General features: G+C 60.1%; 13 protein-coding genes and 1 pseudogene. 7 read left to right on the top strand and 7 right to left on the bottom strand.

Features of this window, described 5'->3' with window-relative positions; translation table 11 throughout:
* Positions 1-101 precede the first annotated feature (101 nt).
* Positions 102-2,306 carry a GAF domain-containing hybrid sensor histidine kinase/response regulator gene (locus tag TX23_RS15535; RefSeq protein ID WP_057702941.1) on the top strand — a complete coding sequence of 735 codons (2,205 nt, stop codon included), beginning with the start codon at positions 102-104 and terminating at the stop codon, positions 2,304-2,306.
* A gap of 36 nt (positions 2,307-2,342) precedes the next feature.
* On the opposite strand, the pseudogene TX23_RS15530 reads toward TX23_RS15535, so the two are convergent.
* The 4 genes and pseudogenes from TX23_RS15530 to TX23_RS15515 form a co-directional block, all read right to left on the bottom strand.
* A pseudogene (locus tag TX23_RS15530) lies at positions 2,343-3,011 on the bottom strand (GGDEF domain-containing protein); the annotation flags it as partial.
* A gap of 90 nt (positions 3,012-3,101) precedes the next feature.
* Positions 3,102-5,339 carry a 1,4-alpha-glucan branching protein GlgB gene (gene glgB, locus TX23_RS15525; RefSeq protein ID WP_057702940.1) on the bottom strand — a complete coding sequence of 746 codons (2,238 nt, stop codon included), beginning with the start codon at positions 5,337-5,339 and terminating at the stop codon, positions 3,102-3,104.
* A complete protein-coding gene (treS, locus tag TX23_RS15520) occupies positions 5,336-8,683 on the bottom strand; it encodes a maltose alpha-D-glucosyltransferase (RefSeq protein ID WP_057702939.1) in 3,348 nt (1,115 codons plus the stop codon). The genes glgB and treS overlap by 4 nt, the downstream gene beginning before the upstream one ends.
* 145 nt (positions 8,684-8,828) lie before the next feature.
* Positions 8,829-10,823 (bottom strand): alpha-1,4-glucan--maltose-1-phosphate maltosyltransferase, encoded by a 1,995-nt coding sequence (locus TX23_RS15515; protein WP_057702938.1) that lies wholly within the window; start codon positions 10,821-10,823, stop codon positions 8,829-8,831.
* A gap of 204 nt (positions 10,824-11,027) precedes the next feature.
* On the opposite strand from TX23_RS15515, the gene TX23_RS28185 reads away from it, so the two are divergent.
* On the top strand, positions 11,028-11,186 hold the full coding sequence (locus TX23_RS28185; protein ID WP_167346936.1) for a hypothetical protein: 159 nt from the start codon (positions 11,028-11,030) through the stop codon (positions 11,184-11,186).
* Positions 11,187-11,373: 187 nt separating this feature from the next.
* Positions 11,374-12,381 carry a M10 family metallopeptidase C-terminal domain-containing protein gene (locus TX23_RS28460; protein WP_244885960.1) on the top strand — a complete coding sequence of 336 codons (1,008 nt, stop codon included), beginning with the start codon at positions 11,374-11,376 and terminating at the stop codon, positions 12,379-12,381.
* Positions 12,382-12,400: 19 nt separating this feature from the next.
* On the opposite strand, the gene TX23_RS15505 is transcribed toward TX23_RS28460, so the two are convergent.
* On the bottom strand, positions 12,401-12,892 hold the full coding sequence (locus TX23_RS15505) for an MgtC/SapB family protein (protein WP_057702937.1): 492 nt from the start codon (positions 12,890-12,892) through the stop codon (positions 12,401-12,403).
* Positions 12,893-13,010: 118 nt separating this feature from the next.
* On the opposite strand from TX23_RS15505, the gene TX23_RS15500 reads away from it, so the two are divergent.
* The 4 genes from TX23_RS15500 (at position 13,011) to TX23_RS15485 (ending at position 16,942) form a co-directional block, all read left to right on the top strand.
* Complete coding sequence (locus tag TX23_RS15500) at positions 13,011-13,250, top strand: DUF3203 family protein (protein ID WP_057702936.1); 240 nt, start codon at positions 13,011-13,013, stop codon at positions 13,248-13,250.
* Between the two features lie 184 nt (positions 13,251-13,434).
* Entirely contained in the window at positions 13,435-14,844 is a 1,410-nt protein-coding gene (gene ccoG / locus TX23_RS15495) for a cytochrome c oxidase accessory protein CcoG (RefSeq protein WP_057702935.1), read from the top strand.
* Between the two features lie 155 nt (positions 14,845-14,999).
* Complete coding sequence (mapR, locus tag TX23_RS15490) at positions 15,000-16,409, top strand: GntR family transcriptional regulator MpaR (RefSeq protein WP_005788562.1); 1,410 nt, start codon at positions 15,000-15,002, stop codon at positions 16,407-16,409.
* A 77-nt stretch (positions 16,410-16,486) separates the two neighbouring features.
* Positions 16,487-16,942, top strand: a complete 456-nt coding sequence (locus tag TX23_RS15485; RefSeq protein WP_057703083.1) for a hypothetical protein — start codon at positions 16,487-16,489, stop codon at positions 16,940-16,942.
* A 10-nt stretch (positions 16,943-16,952) separates the two neighbouring features.
* Here TX23_RS15485 and TX23_RS15480 read toward each other — a convergent pair whose 3' ends face one another.
* The gene (locus TX23_RS15480; RefSeq protein WP_057702934.1) at positions 16,953-17,699 is read right to left on the bottom strand and encodes an SDR family oxidoreductase; all 747 of its coding nucleotides are present in this window, start codon (positions 17,697-17,699) and stop codon (positions 16,953-16,955) included.
* 54 nt (positions 17,700-17,753) lie between these two features.
* Positions 17,754-19,850, bottom strand: a complete 2,097-nt coding sequence (locus tag TX23_RS15475) for a putative bifunctional diguanylate cyclase/phosphodiesterase (RefSeq protein WP_057702933.1) — start codon at positions 19,848-19,850, stop codon at positions 17,754-17,756.
* Between the last annotated feature and the right edge of the window lie 55 nt (positions 19,851-19,905).

Below are 19,905 nucleotides of genomic sequence, written 5' to 3'. Positions count from 1 at the left end.
TGGATACTCGCGCTGAACTGGTTGCGGTCAGACAGGTCTGTTGCTTGGCAACCTGACGTTTCAGGCAACCGTCGAACCGCGGTAGATAAGGTGTTGACCCCATGATGAATTGGCTGCAGGGCAGCAGCGATATGGCCGAGCGGGTCCGCCAGCATGATTGGGCCAGTACGCCCCTCGGGCCGCTGGAGCAATGGCCCGATGTATTGAAGACCACCGTCGCACTGTGCTTCGCTTCCAGATTTCCCCAGGCCATCGTCTGGGGACCTGAGTTGATTACGCTCTACAACGATGCATTCAGGCCGATCCTGGGCAACAAGCCCGAGGCGTTGGGCCGCCCGTTCAGCGAGGTGTGGCAGGAGGCGTGGAGCGAAATCAGCCCCATCGCCAGCGCCGCATTCGCCGGGCATGCCACCTATATTGAAAACTTCCCGCTGGTGATCAAGCGCAATGATGCGCCTGAACAGGCGTACTTCACTTTTTGCTACAGCCCTATCCGCGACCCCCAAGGCAACGTGGTGGGCATGCTCGATACGGTGACCGAGACCACCTCCACCGTATTCCTCGCCCGCCGTCTGGCGGTGCTGGACGCGATCGGCAGCGCCGTGACCAGTGCCACCGACGCTGAAGCCATCATGAAGTCGACCACCCAGCTGTTGGCGCATCACCTGCAAGTGTCAATTTGCGCCTACGCGGACATGGATGACGACGAAGACGGCTTCACCATCCGTGGCGACTGGGCGGCACAGGGCTCGCCCAGCATCATTGGGCATTACAGCCTGGCGGCGTTTGGCCAAGGCGCCGTGAGCTGTCTGAGCGCCGGTCAGCCCCTGGTGATTTGCAATAACCTCACTGAACTGCCCGCCGATGAAGCGGCAACCTTTCAGGCACTGGGTGTTACAGCCACCATCTGCGTGCCGCTGATCAAGGATGGGCGCCTCACGGCGTTGATGGCCGTGCATGACAAACAGCCGCGTCACTGGTCGTCTTATGATCTGGCTCTGGTCGGTGAAGTCACCGAACGTTCCTGGGCGCACATCGAACGCGTGCGCGCCGATGCCGCCGTACGCGAGGGCCTGGCGGCCTATACCGAACTTAACGCTACGCTGGAGCAGCGCGTGGAAGAACGTACCCTCGCGCTGGCCCAGGCCGAGGCTGCGCTACGCCAGTCACAGAAGCTTGAAGCCATCGGCCAACTGACCGGCGGCGTCGCCCATGACTTCAACAACCTGCTGACCATCATTCGTTCGTCCGTGGACTTCCTGCGCCAACCGAGCCTGTCGGAAGAGCGTCGCCAGAGCTACATGAGCGCCGTCTCCGACACCGTCGAGCGGGCCAGCAAGCTCACCAGCCAATTGCTCGCCTTTGCCCGTCGCCAGCCGTTGAACCCACAGGTGTTGGATGTCAGCCAGCGGGTACGCAACATCGGCGAGATGCTTGAAAGTGTCACCGGCGCACGTATTCATGTTCAGGTGCAGTTGCCCGATCAGCCGTGCTATGCACGCATTGACCCCAGCCAGCTCGAAACCGCGTTGATCAACATAGCCCTCAACGCTCGCGACGCGATGGACGGCCAGGGCACCCTGACCCTCAAGGTCGCCGCGCAGCAGGCGCTGCCGCGCATCCGTGGGGACGCCGAGTCGCGCCTGCCTTACATCACCATCTCGCTGGCCGACAACGGTACCGGTATTGCTGCCGACACTATCGACCGTATCTTCGAACCGTTCTTCACCACCAAGGCCGTTGGCAAAGGCACCGGGCTGGGCCTGTCGCAAGTCTTCGGCTTTGCCAAACAGTCGGGCGGTAACATCGATGTGGCAAGTACCCTAGGCCAGGGCACTGTGTTCACCTTGTATCTGCCACAAGTGGAAGGCGAAGCCGCCCCGCAGCAGGACGAACAGGAGCAACTTGCACCGCCGCAGGATGCTGCCCAACGGCATGTGCTGATCGTGGAAGACAACCTGGAAGTGGGACGTTTCGCCAGCCAGATCCTCAAGGATCTGGGTTACAAGACCACCTGGGCGACCAACGCCGAACAGGCACTGGCCCTCGCCGGTGGCGACGCGCAAGCCTTCGACGCGATTTTTTCGGACGTGGTCATGCCGGGAATGACCGGCGTTGCGATGGCCAAACTGCTGCGTGAGCGGCGTAAGGACCTGCCGGTGGTACTTGTCTCGGGCTACAGCGAAGAGCTGGCGGACAGTGGTTATGAAGGGTTCGAGTTCGTCGCCAAGCCCTACTCCGCCGAACAGGTCGCCAGGGCGTTGGTAAGGGCGATGTCCAATGATCCCCCCGCCACGGCCATTTGATGGCGGTTTTGAGCCTCAGCGGTGTTGATCATCAAACCCGGCGCGCTCATCGTTTTGGGCCGCGCGGGTTGAAAGGCTGTGTGTGCGCTCCATTTGCCGAGTCAGGCGAAAGGCTTTCTCCAGCGCGTCGGACAATTTACAGGTGGCCCCAACCACAAAAGACGAAAACACCAGCACCGCCAGGGCCACCCCCACTTGCATCGGCGCCGGCTGGAACAACAGCCACAGCGTACAGGGCAGCAGCACCAACGCCATTGAACTGAGGGTCATGTAGCGATAGGCCGAATAGCAGGACACCGCACTGACTGACATCCCTACGGTAAAGAGCATGACCAGCACCTGGGACACGCGATCGTCAACCGGCATCAGTGCCAGCGCCCCGCCGCCCCAGATACCTGCCGACACCATCAGTGTGATCCAATAACGTCGCTCCCAACGCGCTGGAGTGCGCTCGCTCTCAGGGCACCCAAACCACTGCACAAACAGGTGCAGACGCACCAGTGACGAGCACCCCAGCAGCACCAGCCATATCAGAATGATCCGGTGATCGAAGCGATCCCAGCACAGCCAGCAAAGCATGGCGGCACCCAGGTAACTGCCGAAGATGGCCGAAAACGACTGGCGAAACAGCTGGTGCAACCGGTCGGTTCGCACCTGCTGCTCGATGACGCGATCCTGATCTTGCCCATGCCCAAGGCTGTTCATGCAATGCGCCTGTGTCGAGTACGACGGCAAAGACGCCATTGTGGCACCTTGCCATTAGCGAGAACAACTGCGTCCGGCAATCCAGCGCCCCTACGCTCCCTGCGGGCGCAGAATCAGCACACCCAGCGGCGGCAGGTTCAACGACAGCGACACCGGTTGCCCATGGCGCGGCTCATCCTGGGTGAACACCTCTCCCCCATTGCCAAAGTTGGAACCGGCATAGGTGTCCGCATCGCTGTTGATCACCTCGCTCCAGCGCCCGGCGAACGGCACCCCCACCGCATAGCCTTCACGGGGCACCGGGGTGAAGTTGGCAACCACCAGCACCGGCCGGCCGTCCTTGCTCCAGCGCAGCCAGGCGTAAACACTGTTGATTGCGTCGTCGCCAATCAACCACTGGAAGCCTTGGGGCGCGTCATCCTGTTCATGCAGCGCCGGCTCTTCGCGGTACAGGCGGTTCAAATCGCCCACCAGCTTCTGCACGCCACGGTGCTCGGGATATTGCAGCAGGTACCAGTCCAGTTGCTGGTCGTGGTTCCATTCGCGCCACTGGCCGAATTCGCAGCCCATGAACAACAGCTTCTTGCCCGGATGCATCCACATGAAACTCAAATAGGCGCGCAGGTTGGCAAACTTCTGCCAGCGATCACCGGGCATCTTGTCGATCAGCGAGTGCTTGCCGTGCACCACTTCATCGTGGGAGATCGGCAAAATAAACCGCTCGGACCAGGCGTATACCAGGCCGAAGCTCAGCTCATTGTGGTGATGGGCGCGGTATACCGGGTCTTGCTGAATGTAATGCAGCGAGTCATGCATCCAGCCCATGTTCCACTTGTAGTTGAACCCCAGGCCACCTTGTTGGGTAGGCTGGCTGACTCCCGGCCACGCCGTGGACTCCTCGGCGATCACCAGCGCACCGGGCGCTTCCAGGGCGACCACGTCGTTCAAGTGCCGCAGAAAATCGATCGCCTCCAGGTTCTCGCGCCCGCCATGGCGGTTGGGCACCCACTCGCCGGCCTTGCGCGAATAATCGCGGTACAACATCGAGGCCACCGCATCCACCCGTAGCCCATCCACATGAAAATGCTTGAGCCAGTGCAGGGCCGACGCCAGCATAAAGCCGTGCACTTCCGTGCGGCCCAGGTTGTAGATCAGCGTGTCCCAATCCTGGTGAAAGCCTTCCAGCGGGTTGGCGTACTCGTACAGTGCCGTGCCGTCGAATTGCGCCAGGCCGTGGGTATCGGTGGGGAAATGCGCCGGCACCCAGTCGAGGATCACACCAATATCCGCCTGGTGACAGGCATTGACGAACCAGGCGAAGTCCTCGGGCGATCCAAAGCGCGCACTCGGGGCGAATTGTGACAAGGCCTGATAGCCCCAGGAACCACCGAAGGGGTGCTCCATGATCGGCATCAGCTCGATATGGGTGAATCCCAATTGCTGCACGTAGGGGATCAAGCGCTCGGCCAGTTCACGCCAGCCATACTGGCGGGCCACCTCGCCGACCTCGTCCAGCTCGCACTGCCAGGAGCCTACGTGCAGCTCATAGATCGACAACGGCGCCGTGGCTTTCTGCTTGTCACCCCGGGCTTGCATCCACTCATGGTCTTGCCAGTCCACCTGCAACGGTGCGGCGACCCTGGAGGCCGTGTCGGGCGGCAGTTGGGTTGCCAACGCCACCGGGTCGGCCTTGAGCGGCAGGATCCCATGGGCACCCAGTATTTCGTATTTGTAGGCGGCACCTGGCTGCAAACGCGGGATAAAAATCTCCCACACGCCGGAGGGATGACGCAGGCGCATGGGATGGCGGCGACCGTCCCAGATATTGAAATCGCCCACCACCGAAATCCGCCGCGCATTGGGTGCCCACACCGCAAAGCGCACACCCTGAACGCCATCGACGCTGGTCACCTGGGCCCCCAGGCAATTGCCCAGGTCGCGGTGATTGCCTTCGGCAAACAGGTAAAGGTCCATTTCCCCCAGCAGCAATTGACTGAAACTGTAGGGGTCTTCGGTGATCTGTTCACCGCCGGCCCACTGGATTTTCAGCAGGTACGGCTGACGCGTGCTGAACTGCCCGACAAACAAACCGGGCACCTGGGTTGCGTCAAGGCTGCCTAGAACTTCGTTGCCCTCTCGGCTGAGCACTTGAACGCTCAGCGCTTCCGGCACAAAGGCGCGAATAAACTGGCCGCCCTGCTCGTCATCGTGAGGGCCCAGGATTGAAAAGGGATCCGGGTGTTCGGCGCGCACCAGCGCTTCGACGTCCCTGGACGCCGGCAATGCAGTCAACTTGGGCTGCAGCGGTTCTTTATGTGTAAAACTCATGACGTCTCCCCACCGCGTACAGGTTTCGATATAGGTGTAAGCCCGCTCAGTAAACCGTGCAGCCCTTGCAAGGGCACCGGCAACCAGGTCGGGCGATTTTCCGCTTCGTAGGCCACTTCGTACGCGGCCTTTTCCAGGCTGAACAACGTCAGCGCTGCGTCCTGGCCGTTGGCATCCTGCCAGTCATGCGCCAGTGTAGACGTCGCCGTCTGATAAGCCTGGGTAAATGCCTGGCGGGCTTCACTCAGGTAGCGGTCCGTGACGCGCTTGCGTGCACTGTTGGCTTGCGGCGTCTGATCCACTGCTTGCACATTCAGGGCCATGGCTGCCGCATAATCAAAGGAGCGCAGCACACCGCTCACGTCTTTATAGGGGCTGTGCTTGCCGCGCCGCTCATGCAGCGGTCGCGCCGGTTCCCCTTCAAAGTCGATCAGGTAAGCATCGCCCTTGACCACCAGCACCTGCCCCAGGTGCAAGTCACCATGGACACGAATCCGCAGCCCGCCGAGCGTGGCCTTCGCCAACGCCTGGACATGCCCGGCGATGGCTTTTTTGTTTGCCAGTAACTCACTGACCAACGCCTGGTCAGCGGGGTTCAACTGGCTTTGATGAAGCTTGAGCAATTGCAGGGCTCGTTCAATCTGCGCGCCGACATCCTTGGCCCAGGCCTGAGTATCCTTGGCCGTGGTGACTTCGGGTTTGAAGTCCTTGTCATCCGTTGGCGCACCCAGCACCCCATGCATTTCCCCCAGGCGCTGGCCGAGCGCCGCAGCGAAATCCGCCAGTTCGCCCAGGGCGTTGTAGTGCTGCTCCTGTTCAGAGATGGCCTCGGCCAGCTCGTCCCGGATCGCCCGCTCCAGGTTGTTCTGGGTCCAGGTCCAGGCATCACCCTGGTTGCTCAGATAGCCCTGGGCAATCATCAGCAGGTTGTCCTGCCCCTGCCCGTCGCGGCGGCTCATAAAGCCCAGCAATGGCGAGATATTCGGGTAACCCGCAGCGGTCAGGTAGGCGCTCATTTCCAGCTCTGGGTGTACCCCGGCGCTGACTTTGCGAATCAGCTTGAGCACCAGGCTCTCGCCCACCACCACTGAACTGTTGGACTGCTCAGCAGACAAGTAACGCACCGGCGATTCATGAGTCAGTTGCAGCCCGGCCAGGTGTTGCGTGGCCTCAAACCGCAGGTCGCCCTCACTGCAATTAAGCACGGTGCCCGCCTGCATGGCCTGGATGACTTCACGAATAAAAGGCTCAAGGCTGAAGGCATCGGTCACCAACCCGACCTGGCGGGTACGGCGCACTCGGGCCAGGGCCAATTGCTGGGGCAAGGCGCTGGTCGCTTGATCTTCGCCCAGAAAGCCCAACGGCAATTGATAACGGCTGACCTGACCGCCGCTGCTGACCTCGATTTCGCTAAGCAATACCGGGTGCTGCGGGTCGCCAAACCTTACGCCGTAAGCGATGTGCACACTGTCGATCGCCGTGTCTTTGCCGGCAAACCAGCGACGTTTGGGCAACCAGGCCGGCAATGAGGTTTGCTCCAGGCTGGTGCGGCAAGGGTCTTCGAGTAATTCTTCCATGCGTTTTTTCAGTACCAAAGTGGTGAAGTCGGGCATGCTCTGCGCCGGTTCCACATGCCAGCTCGGCATCTGGTTTTCCGTCGCCAGCACAAACCAATAGAAACCATAGGGCGCCAGGGTCAGCAGGAAATTCAGCTGGCCAATCGGTGGGAAGGCATTCCCACCGAGCATTTCCACCGGCACCATGCCGGCGAAGGCAGACAGGTCCAGCTCCGCCGCCTGGGCGCTGCGCGACACGTTGGCCACGCACAGGATGATTTCGGTGTGGCCGTCTTCCCCGGTGTATTCACGGGTGTAGGCCAGGATGCGTCGGTTGGTCGGCGAGAGCATTTTCAGGCTGCCACGGCCGAAGGCCTTGGACTGCTTGCGCACCGCGAGCATCCGCCGGGTCCAGTTGAGCAATGAATGCGGGTCCTGGGCCTGGGTCTCGACGTTGACCGATTGATACCCGTATTGCGGGTCCATGATCGGCGGCAGCACCAGACTGGCCGGGTCGGCACGGGAAAAGCCGCCGTTGCGGTCGATGGACCATTGCATCGGCGTACGCACACCGTCACGGTCGCCCAGATAGATGTTGTCACCCATGCCGATCTCGTCGCCGTAATACAGGGTCGGCGTGCCGGGCATCGACAGCAACAGGCTGTTGAGCAACTCGACACGGCGCCGATCGCGCTCCATCAGCGGCGCCAGGCGTCGACGAATACCCAGGTTGATTCGGGCACGGCGGTCGGCGGCATAGTAGTTCCACAGGTAATCACGCTCCCTGTCGGTGACCATTTCCAGGGTCAGCTCATCATGGTTACGCAGGAAAATCGCCCACTGGCAGTTGGCGGGAATCTCCGGGGTCTGGCGCAGAATATCGGTGATAGGAAAGCGATCTTCCTGGGCCAGCGCCATGTACATGCGCGGCATCAGCGGGAAGTGGAAGGCCATATGGCATTCATCGCCGTCATCGCCTTTGCGCTCACCAAAATACAGCTGCGTGTCTTCCGGCCATTGGTTGGCTTCAGCCAGCAACATACGGTCGGGGTAATGGGCATCGATTTCGGCGCGAATCTGCTTGAGGACGTCGTGGGTTTCAGCCAGGTTTTCGTTATTGGTGCCGTCGCGCTCGATCAGGTAGGGGATGGCGTCCAGGCGCAGGCCGTCGATACCCAGGTCCAGCCAATAGCGCATCACCGACAGTACCGCCTTCATGACTTGCGGGTTATCGAAGTTGAGGTCGGGCTGGTGAGAGTAGAAGCGGTGCCAGAAGTACTGGCCGGCGACCGGGTCCCAGGTCCAGTTGGATTTTTCGGTATCCAGGAAAATGATGCGCGTACCGTCGTACTTCTGGTCATCGTCCGACCACACGTAAAAATCCCGCGCCGCCGAGCCTGGCTTGGCCTTGCGCGCCCGCTGGAACCAGGGGTGCTGGTCGGAGGTGTGGTTGATCACCAGTTCTGTAATTACCCGCAGCCCGCGTTTATGCGCCTCGGCGATGAAGCGTTTGGCATCGGCCATGGTCCCGTAGTCGCTGTGCACGCCACGGTATTCGGCAATATCGTAGCCGTCATCGCGGCGTGGCGAGGGGTAGAACGGCAGCAGCCAGATGGTGTTCACGCCAAGGTCGGCGATGTAGTCGAGCTTGGCAATCAGCCCGGGGAAGTCACCGATGCCATCATTGTTGGAGTCAAAGTAGGATTTGACGTGAACCTGGTAAATCACCGCGTCCTTGTACCAGAGCGGGTCTTTGATGAAGGTGGCTGTCTTGGGTTTCTTCGCCATCGGGAACTCCTGAAAACACTAAAGTTCTGCAGACGGAATGCGCTCCAGTGTGGGAGCTGGCTTGCCTGCGATAACGGTCTGTCAGTACCTGAAATGGCGGACAAATCGCTATCGCAGGCAAGCCAGCTCCCACAGGGGATCTCCATCAGCCTGGGGAATGGGTGATGCGCCAGATCCCAAAGGGCATCTGCGGCTCTAGCCGTGTCCATTGGGTCTTGCCGTACCAGGTCCAACGATGGCCGTTCATCAAGTCTTCACCCTGGGTCTGGGCGTCATCCGGCAGGCCCATCTCCCACAGCGGGAGTTCAAAATGGGCTTCCTGAGCGTTATAGGGATCGAGATTGACGGCCACCAGGATGAAGTTACTGCCATCTTCGCTGCGCTTGCCGAAATACAGGATGTTGTCGTTCCAGGCGTTGTAGAGCTTCAGGCCCAGATGGGTATGCAACGCCGGGTTTTGCCGACGAATACGGTTGAGCTGCGCAATCTCGGCAATGATGTTGCCGGGGGCGGTGAAGTCCCGTGGCCGAATCTCGTACTTCTCCGAATCCAGGTATTCCTCTTTGCCCGGCACCGGCGCGGCTTCGCACAGTTCAAAACCCGAATACATGCCCCACAGGCCCGACCCCATGGTGGCCAACGCTGCACGAATCAGGAACCCGGGGCGTCCGGACTGGTGCAAAAAGCCTGGGTTGATATCCGGCGTATTGACGAAGAAGTTCGGCCGGTAGCATTCGCGCCACGGCGACTGGTTCAACTGCGTCAGGTACTCGCTCAACTCGGCCTTGGTATTGCGCCAGGTGAAGTAGGTGTAGCTCTGGGAATAGCCGACCTTGCCCAGGCGCGCCATCATCGCCGGTGTAGTAAAGGCTTCCGCCAGAAAGATCACCTCAGGGTATTTGGACCTGACATCACTGATCAGCCATTGCCAGAATGGCAGCGGCTTGGTGTGCGGGTTGTCGACGCGAAAGGTCTTCACGCCCTCTTCCACCCAGCCCACCACAATGTCGCGCAGTTCTGTCCATAAGCCCGGAATCGCATCCGCCGCATAGAAATCGACGTTGACGATGTCCTGATACTTTTTCGGCGGGTTCTCGGCGTACTTAATCGTGCCGTCGGGGCGCCAGTTGAACCAGCCAGGGTGCTGTTCAAGCCATGGGTGGTCCTGGGAGCACTGGATGGCGAAGTCCAGGGCAATTTCCAGGCCGTGGTCGGCAGCGGCCTTGACCAGGCGACGGAAATCCTCGCGGCTGCCCAGTTGCGGGTGAATCGCCTCATGCCCGCCCTCCGCGCTGCCGATGGCATACGGGCTGCCCGGATCATCGGGGCCGGCGGTGAGTGAGTTGTTCTTGCCCTTGCGATGGCTGCGGCCGATAGGATGGATCGGCGGGAAGTACAGCACGTCAAAACCCATGTCGTGGATCATCGACAAGCGCGAGTGCACGTCGTTGAATGTACCGTGGCGGGCCGGATCATCGGTGATCGAGCGGGGAAACAGCTCATACCAGCTGGCGAACTGCGCCGCCTCACGCTCTACGTCAATCGGGTAGGCGGGGCTGATGCTCAGATACGCGCGATGATCGGCCTGAGTCATCAGGTGTGCACTGTCTTCGTGCAGGAATAACGCCACCTGCTCGGTTTCCAGCAGGCCCGACAGTTCGTGGTGCAACAACATCAAACGGTCGCGCAATTCGTTGTCACTGCGCTCGGCAGCCTGCAACACCAGGCTGCGGCCCTCCTGCAATTCCAGGCTGACGGGCACCCCGGCCTCGTGTTTCTTGCGCAGTTCATAGCAGAAGCTGGCGAAGGTATCGATCCATGCCTCGATGCAGTATTCATGCGGGCCAAGATGGGCGACGGTGAACGCGCCTTCCCAGCCATTGTTACCGACATCGGTCATGACCACGCTGTGCCAGCTTTCATCCTCCAGCGCGCGCCAGCGGATCAGCACCGCCAGTTTGTCGTGCCCATCGGCGAACACTTTACTGGTGACATTGACGCGCTGGCCGACCACGGCCTTAACCGCAAACTCACCATGGTCGATCACCGGCATGGTGTTTTCGATAGCAATCCTGGGTAACAACAGCGCCTGCGACAGTGGCAGTACCGAGCCTTCTGGAGCCAGTGTTTCAGCAGTCATCGAGCATCTTCCCCTTACGCCCCGTGGACGCTCTTTGCTTGATCCGAATTCAAGTACGGCGACGCTCTCCCTGAGCAGAGCCGTTTAAAGTCCGAGCCTGGGCGCGCGACAAAAGTTCAGGTGGATATGTCGCCACCGGGCGGGGAATCAATTGCCTGAGGCAATGGTCCACCCATAGAGCCAAGCACAAAGGAGGCCACACCGATGAATATCCCAATTCCCCCTGCGCCTGAAGATCCGAATATCGACGATCCACCCTTGCCGCCTGCGGAGCCGACGCCGCCGCCCAGGCAGGAACCACCGGAAGATGAGCCACCGCCAGCGCAGGAGCCCCCTGCGACCACGCCGCCGGTCATCGTCTGAGCCACAATGATAGAGGTTCGCTCGGGAGCGGCCAGGCTGTTCATCAACTCGAGCGAGCCACAAAAACTGAACTCTCCTACAGACACTGGAAACAAGCCTGAATGCTCGCCTGAACGCAGGTTTATATATTTACCTCGCACTCAACCCATCTTCCGATGGGAAGTTCTGACCCTATCGCGAGGACACCATGTCGACCATTAACCCTCAACACGCTTTGAGCACGCCGCCATCGCCACCGCAACCCTCCATCGGCGCACACATTCAGGGCCTGCCAACATCACAACAGCTGCAAACCCTGCTCAAGGCTGGCCCCAACTGGTCCGCTGAGCCCAAGGCACCAGACCGTTCAGAGCAATCGCCTGACACGCGCGCCAATCAGATCTCCCCAGAACAACACACAGACGCGACCAAACGCGTGAGTGATGCTCGTACACTATTGACCCCGGAAACAATCAACGCACTGCAGAGCAATCCGGACTCTGCCCAATCTCAGGTAATCAAATCCGAACTGGAATGGATTTTTCAGCCCGAAAACAGGCGCGCAGCGTTACGTGGCCCCGACGCTAAAGCGAACCGCCAGAAACTTGAAGAGATGAACGTGCTGCTCGATGAGGGTGCCAAAAACCTGAATTCGGCCAGGCATAAAACAACAGAACAGGTGATGAATAGATTCACCTTCAAGAATATTGAGGCTCTGCTCGGGGCATTCGACAGCGATGCCTCGATCTCTGTTGGCCGTCTCGATCACTCACTCGCAGAGTTAACCAAAATCGAGCAAAACTATTCCAGAATGGATTCGACCTATAAAACCTTAAGCAATACCTGCAATTCGCTGGCCAAAGACAAACTTGATGCATCGCAAGCCGACACAGCGTCAATGCCATCGGCCAGCGACACTCACAACGACACCTGCGCTACCTATAGCTTCAGCTCTGCCAGTGAATCCACACTCGAATCGCCTCAAGAGGTCCGCAACTTCAAATCGCAAGATAAACTGAACCTGGCCGGCATCCAGAAGCAGTTGAACACCTCACTGCGAACGGTTGAGCGCACGCCAGAGTCGAGCGGGGAAATACAGATTCAATATTTGCCCAATAACAATGCCAGCGTGGTCGTCATTGCTGATGCTCCAGGCAAGCCAGCCTTTGTGTTGAAGGTGTTTGGTGAGGTGCGCCAAAGCAATATCGTGACCTGATCGAGAGGTTAGCCGGTTATCACTTTTCCACTAGCTTGACGATTCTCGGCATGATGCTGAATACCATCAGGGCCAGCAATGTACTGAGTACCGCCGTCGATTCACGCCCCATGCCTGCCGCCACCCCGATGGCGGCGGTCATCCACAGCCCGGCAGCCGTGGTCAGGCCCTTTACATGCTGGCCCTCTTCGTCTTCCTTGCCCTTGAGAATAGTGCCGGCGCCCAAAAAGCCGATGCCTGCAATCACCCCCTGAACCACCCGGCTCATGGCGTCTGCCTGGTTACCGGACATCTGCGGCACCAGCACAAACAGCGCCGCGCCCAGCGCCACCAGCATATGGGTGCGCACGCCTGCCGCCTTGCCCTTGTGTTCACGTTCAAAACCCAGAATGCCCCCCAGGATCGCAGCGATCAGCAGGCGCACCGTCACTTGGGTGAGTTGTCGGGCGTCGGCAAGGTCGGCGAATTCGGCTTGCAGGGTTTGCCACACTTGATGCCACCAGGCGTCCATGAATGCGCTCCTTTTATTATGAATAAAGAATAGACCGCACAGACCGCCAGTCAGTTGCCCGGAACCCGTGCGCATGGCGGTCGCCTAACATTGCACAGTTCACAAAACGGAGATCGTCATGACCGTACGCATCGAAAATCATCTGTGCTACTTCACGCTCGACGACAACGGCCAGGAACAAAGCCTGCCAGCCACCCGGGTGACCATCCTTACCGATCACGACAAAGCCATGTCTTATCTGGAATTGGCGGGTGCGCGTATCTACATCACCGAAGCCGAGGCGGACGCCCTGACGGTTGAAGGCGCAACCGATGGCCGTCAGCATGTAAAGGCCGACGAACCGGGTTCAGTGATTTAATTGATCTGCGTCAGCAGCTGCGATCTATCGCTGCACCCCATTGAGTCTGGGGTGCAGCAGATTGACGCAGACTGAGATGTCCAGCCCATCTGATCCGCTTTTTATCGCCATACCTGAGTCTGTTATGCAAACAGCCCGTCGCCCATAGTGCATTGGCCTGATGGAGGCTGATGAGCGAACGACCATGAGCGAACGAATCCCAACCGTGGAAACCTTTGAGCCCATACACCCAAAGAAGGTGAAGGCCAAATCCAGTGACAACCTGATCCATACCCGCAGCTTCACCGGCCTGTTCCGCACCTTGCGTGTCAGCGGAGCGGCGTTGCTGTTCCTGGCCTTTTTCGGCACCGTGTGGCTGAACTGGGATGGGCGCCAGGCCGTGCTGTGGGACCTGGCCGAAAGCAAGTTCCACATTTTCGGCGCGACCTTCTGGCCGCAGGACTTTATCCTGCTCTCGGCGCTGCTGATCATCTGTGCTTTCGGGCTGTTTGCGATCACGGTGTTTGCCGGCCGCGTGTGGTGCGGCTATACCTGCCCGCAAAGTTCGTTCACCTGGCTGTTCATGTGGTGTGAAAAGATCACCGAGGGCGAACGCAACCAGCGCATCAAGCTGCAGGCAGCTCCCTGGAGCCTGAACAAACTCGCGCGGCGCTCAGCCAAACATTCGCTGTGGCTGGGTATCAGCGTGCTGACCGGGCTGACCTTTGTCGGTTACTTCACGCCCATCCGCCCGCTCGCCGTCGAACTGCTGACCTGGCAAGCAGGCGGGGTGAGCCTGTTCTGGGTGCTGTTTTTTACCGGCGCTACCTACATCAATGCTGGCTGGTTACGCGAGGCGGTGTGCATGCACATGTGCCCGTATGCGCGGTTCCAGAGTGTCATGTTTGATAAAGACACCCTGACCATTTCCTACAATGCTGCGCGCGGTGAACGCCGTGGCCCGCGCAAACGTGAGGTGCAGCCAGCCGATGTCGGGCTCGGCGATTGCATTGATTGTCAGCTGTGTGTGCAGGTTTGCCCTACCGGTATCGATATCCGCGACGGCCTGCAAATGGAATGTATCGGCTGCGCGGCCTGCATCGATGCCTGCGACTCGATCATGGACAAAATGGGCTATGCCCGTGGCTTGGTGAGCTACACCAGTGAACACCAACTGCAGGGCGGCAAGACTCAGCTGCTCAGGCCACGCCTGATCGGCTACAGTGCCGTGCTGCTGGTCATGATTGCCGCGTTGGTGGTGGCCTTGATTGAACGGCCGATGGTGTCGCTGGATGTCACCAAGGACCGCGGCATGTTTCGCGAAAACAGCCAGGGTTTGATCGAGAACATCTACAGCCTCAAGGTAATCAACAAGACCCAGCAGCGCCAGGAATACCGCCTGGAACTGGTGGAGGCCGAGGGGTTCCAGTTGCAAGGCAAGACCCAGGTCAGCCTCGCGCCCGGGGAAATTGTCGATATACCGGTGTCGGTGGCGTTGCTGGCGGACACACCGGCCAGCAGTTCTCAAACTATCCGTTTTAAAGTCACTGATGTGGATGAACCCTGGGTCTATACCGCAGCTGACAGCCGATTTGTTGCCCCTTTGAATCGCTGATATAGAGATCAAATGCAGGAGCGCGCTTGCTCGCGAAAAACTCACAGGCACCGCGTGCATTCAGGAAACACGCGTTATCGTTGACGTGTTTCGCGAGCAAGCTCGCTCCTACAGTTTTGCCCTGCGTACACATTCAAAAAGCTAATTAGGCCGCCATGAAACGCTACGAAAAATTTGCCGATGACATCGCAGAACTGATCCGCTCCGGCGTCCTTGGCCCAGGTCAGCGGGTGCCGTCGGTGCGCTATGCCAGCCAGACTTACGGCGTCAGCCCGTCTACCGTGTTCCAGGCGTACTACTTGCTGGAACGTCGTGGCCTGATTCGCGCACGGCCGCGCTCCGGCTACTTCGTCAACACCCATGCGCCGAGCCCGTTTTCCGAGCCGGTCGTGAGCGAGCAAGTGCATGAGTCCACCCATGTGGATGTGAGTGAATTGGTGTTTTCGGTACTGGACTCGATCAAAGACCCTAATACCGTGCCCTTCGGCTCGGCCTTCCCCAGCCCGATGCTGTTCCCGTTGCCGCGCCTGGCGCGCTCCCTGGCCAGCGCCAGCCGCGAAATGGACCCGCGCCTGGTGGTCACCGACATGTCGCCGGGCAACCCGCAACTGCGTCGGCAGATTGCCCTGCGCTATATGGTCGGCGGCCTGATGCTGCCCATGGAGGAATTGCTGATCACCAACGGCGCCCTGGAAGCGCTGAACCTGTGCCTGCAAGCCGTGACTGAACCGGGCGACCTGGTTGCGATCGAGGCACCAGCGTTCTACGCCTGCCTGCAAGTGCTGGAGCGCCTGAAACTCAAGGCCGTGGAAATCCCGGTACACCCGCGCGATGGCATTGATCTGAACGCTTTGGCACAAAGCCTTGAGCGCTACCCGATCAAAGCCTGCTGGACCATGACCAGCTTCCAGAACCCCATGGGCGCCACCCTGCCCGAAGCAAAAAAGCAGGCGCTGGTAGAACTGCTACGCAGCCATCAGGTGCCGTTGATCGAAGATGATGTCTACGCCGAGCTGTACTACGGGCAACACGCGCCAAAACCGGCCAAGGCGTTTGATACCGAAGGGCTGGTGATGCATTGCGGCTCTTTTGCCAAGAGCCTGGCACCGGGTTACCGCGTTGGCTGGGTCGCAGCCGGACGCTTTGCGCAAAAAGTCGAGCGCCTGAAACTGATGACCTCGCTGTGCCCCTCGATGCCGGCCCAGGCGGCGATTGCCGACTACCTGCAACACGGCGGCTATGACCGCCACCTGCGCAAGTTGCGCTATGCCCTGGAAGAACAGCAAAGCGCCATGCTGGCGGCCATCGCCCGCTACTTCCCGGCCCAGACACGGGTCAGCCAGCCGGCGGGCGGCTACTTCCTGTGGTTGGAATTGCCGGAGCAAACCGACTCGCTGAAGTTGTTCCAGATGGCCCTGGCGCAAGGCATCAGCATCGCACCGGGGCCGATTTTTTCAGCGACCCAACGCTTCAGAAACTGCATACGCTTGAACTATGGCAGCCCCTGGAACGAGGCGTCGGAAAAGGCCATGGAGACGCTGGGGCGGATTGTGCGATCTTTTTAAAGGCGCCCCCCTCGCCTATGGAACTCGGCGCCATCAGGGCACCACCCAGTGAGGTCCAGTTCCACGTTGAGGCCGCCATGCGCATCAGTCCGTTTCATACACCGCACCGCTATCGGCCCGACGAAGGCCGCCCTGAAAATAACTGGCTCGTCGTACCGACTGCAGCCGAAGATCCTCCCGCCGGTGACCATCGTACCGCCCGGCAAATCATCAACGCGAATCCCGCGTTGAAGCATCTGCTCAAACGTCGGGACCGCTACCCAGTGACAGACTTGCTCAAGCGCCGGGTTGGCGACTGGACGTCCGCCAACCCTGTCGCAAGGGCCAGGGCCCATGCGGCCTATAACCTGGCACGGGTGATCAACGTTCTCGACAATGTGAATGATCGCCGCGTCGGCAATAGCGAACCTCACGACGGCAAGATCAACGGCTTCCACAACGCGGGCTATAGCACCCGAAAGAACTCTGAGGCTCGTCTACTTGTAGCATTCGCAGAAAATGGCTACGACACGCTGCAAGACCTTGGCCGTTGAGCTGCAGCTATTAGCGTCCGCCCCCCAGGTCCACGAAAGTGCCAGTGGCGTATGAAGCCTTATCCGACAACAACCAGATAATCGCCTCCGCCACTTCATCCGGGCGCCCGCCACGCGCCATGGGAATACCGGATTCCAGCTTGCTGACCCGATCCGGGTCGCCGCTCAGGGCGTGGAAATCGGTAAAGATATAACCAGGGCGTACCGCGTTGACTCGAATGCCTTCACCCGCCACCTCTTTGGACAAACCCAGGGTGAAGGTATCCAGAGCGCCCTTGGACGCCGCATAGTCCACATACTCACCGGGCGACCCCAGCCGCGCCGCCACCGACGACACGTTGACGATACTGCCGCCCTGCCCGCCATGCCGGGGCGACATGCGTAGCACCGCGTGCTTGGCGCACAGGATCGGGCCCAGCACATTGGTCTTCATGATCTTCAGGATACGAAACTCGGACATCTCGTCGACCCGCGACTTTTGCCCCACGGTACCGGCGTTATTAACCAGCGCCGTGACACGCCCCAATTCGGCATCCACACGATTGAACAGCGCAATCACTTCATCTTCGATGCTGACATCGGCGCGCACCGCGATGGCCTGCGCACCGAGACCACGCACTTGTTCAAGCACGGCCTGGGCTGCCTTCTCGTCCGACTGATAGTTAATGCAGATGCGATAACCTTCGCGAGCGGCCAGCAAGGCCGTCTCGGCGCCAATCCCGCGGCTGCCCCCGGTGATGATGACGACTTTGTCCATGGCTGCGGTCTCCTGATTCAACCTGACGGTTAGGGTTGGATCCAAGAATACTCGTCACTGACCGCTTTTGTCAGGCGCTGACGCATCCTCGCCACTGCGGATGTTTGCCATGAAACTATCAGCCGGCAATGGATGCCCCAACAGATAGCCTTGCAAGGAATCACACCCCAGGCGGGTGAGGAAGTTTTGCTGCGCATCGGTTTCCACGCCTTCGGCGACAATCCGCAAGTCCAGAGCCTGGCCGAGGGCCACGATGGCCGAGACGATGGCGGCGTCGTCGCTGTCGTGTTCCAGGTCGCGTACAAAGCCGCGGTCGATCTTCAACTCATTGGCCGGCAGGCGCTTGAGGTACATCAGGCTTGAGTAGCCGGTGCCAAAGTCATCGATAGACAGGTCCACACCCATGTCCGATAGTTGCTGCAATACCTTCATGCTCGCGTCGGCATCGCTCATGGCGGTGGTCTCGGTGATCTCCAGCGTGAGGCTGTTGGCGGGTAATCGGTGGCGCTCCAGGGCAGCCGCAACACTGTTGACCAACCCGGCATGGCAGAACTGCAGCGCCGAAAGGTTCACCGCGATGCGCCAGCTCTCATAGCCCTGGGCGTACCACAGGCTCATCTGGCGGCAGGCTTCGTCGAGTACCCATTCGCCGATGGCAATGATCAGCCCGGTTTTCTCCGCCAGTGCAATAAAAGTTGCCGGCAGCAGCAAGCCTTGTTGCGGATGCTGCCAGCGCAACAACGCCTCCGCCCCCACAGCGTTACCGCTCACCGCATCGAACTTGGGCTGGTAATACAAACGAAACTCGCCGTGTTCGAGGGCATTGCGCAGGTCCTGCAACAATTGCAGTTGCTTGCGCGCGTTGGTGTTCATTGACGCATCGAAGAAGCTATAGCCGTTCTTGCCCATGCCCTTGGCGTGATACATCGCCGCGTCGGCGTTCATCAACAGTTCCTGGGGGTTGTTGCCGTTGCCCGGGAACATGGCGATACCGATACTGGCGGAGATTTTCAGCTCATGCTCGGCCACCGTGAAAGCGCGGTTGATCAGGCCGACCTGACGCTCGGCCAGGCCCATGGCATCGTCCGGTTGGGTCAACTGCACGAGCAACACGAACTCGTCGCCGCCGATACGGGCCAGGGTGTCCTGGCTGCGCAAGTCTTCGCGCAAACGCAAGCCCACTTCGCGCAGCAGTTGGTCGCCCATGTGATGGCCAAAGGCGTCGTTGACCGGTTTGAAGCCGTCCAGGTCGATAAACATCAGTGCAAAGCACCCGCCCTGTTCGTACACCGCCTGAATGCCTTGTTGAATGCGATCGGCCAACAGCGTGCGATTGGGCAAGCCTGTAAGCATATCGTGCAGGGCCAGGTGGGTCAGTTCCTGGTTGGCCAGGGTCAAGGAGTCGGCGAGCACCGCCGTGCGTGCTTCCAGGCGGGCATCCAGCAAAGAGGTCAACAAGGCGATGACCAACACTGCCAGGGAAGTCACCAGAACCAGGTTATCCAGGCCCTTGCCGCTCAAGCCCGTCAGGGCGGCACCGCAGAAACTGTCATCGGCAAACTGCGCCGCGGCCATGCCGGTGTAATGCATACCGACGATGGCCACGCCCATCACCACCGCCGCCCCACCCCGCGCCAGGCGCACGTAGGGCGTATTGCGGCGCAGGTTGAAGGCGATCCACAGCGCAGCGCCGGAGGCCACCACTGCGATCAACAACGAAGCGCCGAACAACGTGGGGTCGTAGTCGATGCCGGGGGTCATGCGCATCGCCGCCATGCCGGTGTAATGCATGCTGGCGATACCGGCGCCCATCACCAGCGCGCCGAACGCCAGTTGCCAGGCCGGCAGGCGTGGCTGGCTGACCAGCCATAAGGCAAAGCCACTGGACAACACGGCGATCAGCAACGACAACGCGGTAATGCCCAGGTCAAACCCCAGGGCAAACGGCAGCCGCAGCGCCAACATGCCGATAAAGTGCATGGACCAGATACCCACGCCCATCGCCCCTGCACCGCCGGCGATCCATAGGTAAACGGCACGCCCCTTGGCGGTAGCGATTCGCCCGGCCATGTCCAACGCGGTGTAGGACGCCAGCATCGCGACGCACAGGGAAATCACGACGAGGGAGGTTGAATAGCTACCGATCAACATGGGGCTTCTCGCAGGCTACAGGGCGTAAAAACCCATGCCGGGTGGTAAAGCGGGC

Origin of the sequence: Pseudomonas paralactis, from assembly GCF_001439735.1 — a bacterium.
GTDB lineage: Bacteria > Pseudomonadota > Gammaproteobacteria > Pseudomonadales > Pseudomonadaceae > Aquipseudomonas > Aquipseudomonas paralactis.
The sequence above is the reverse complement of the archived record's forward strand: the minus strand, read 5'-3'. Positions and strand labels throughout refer to the sequence as shown.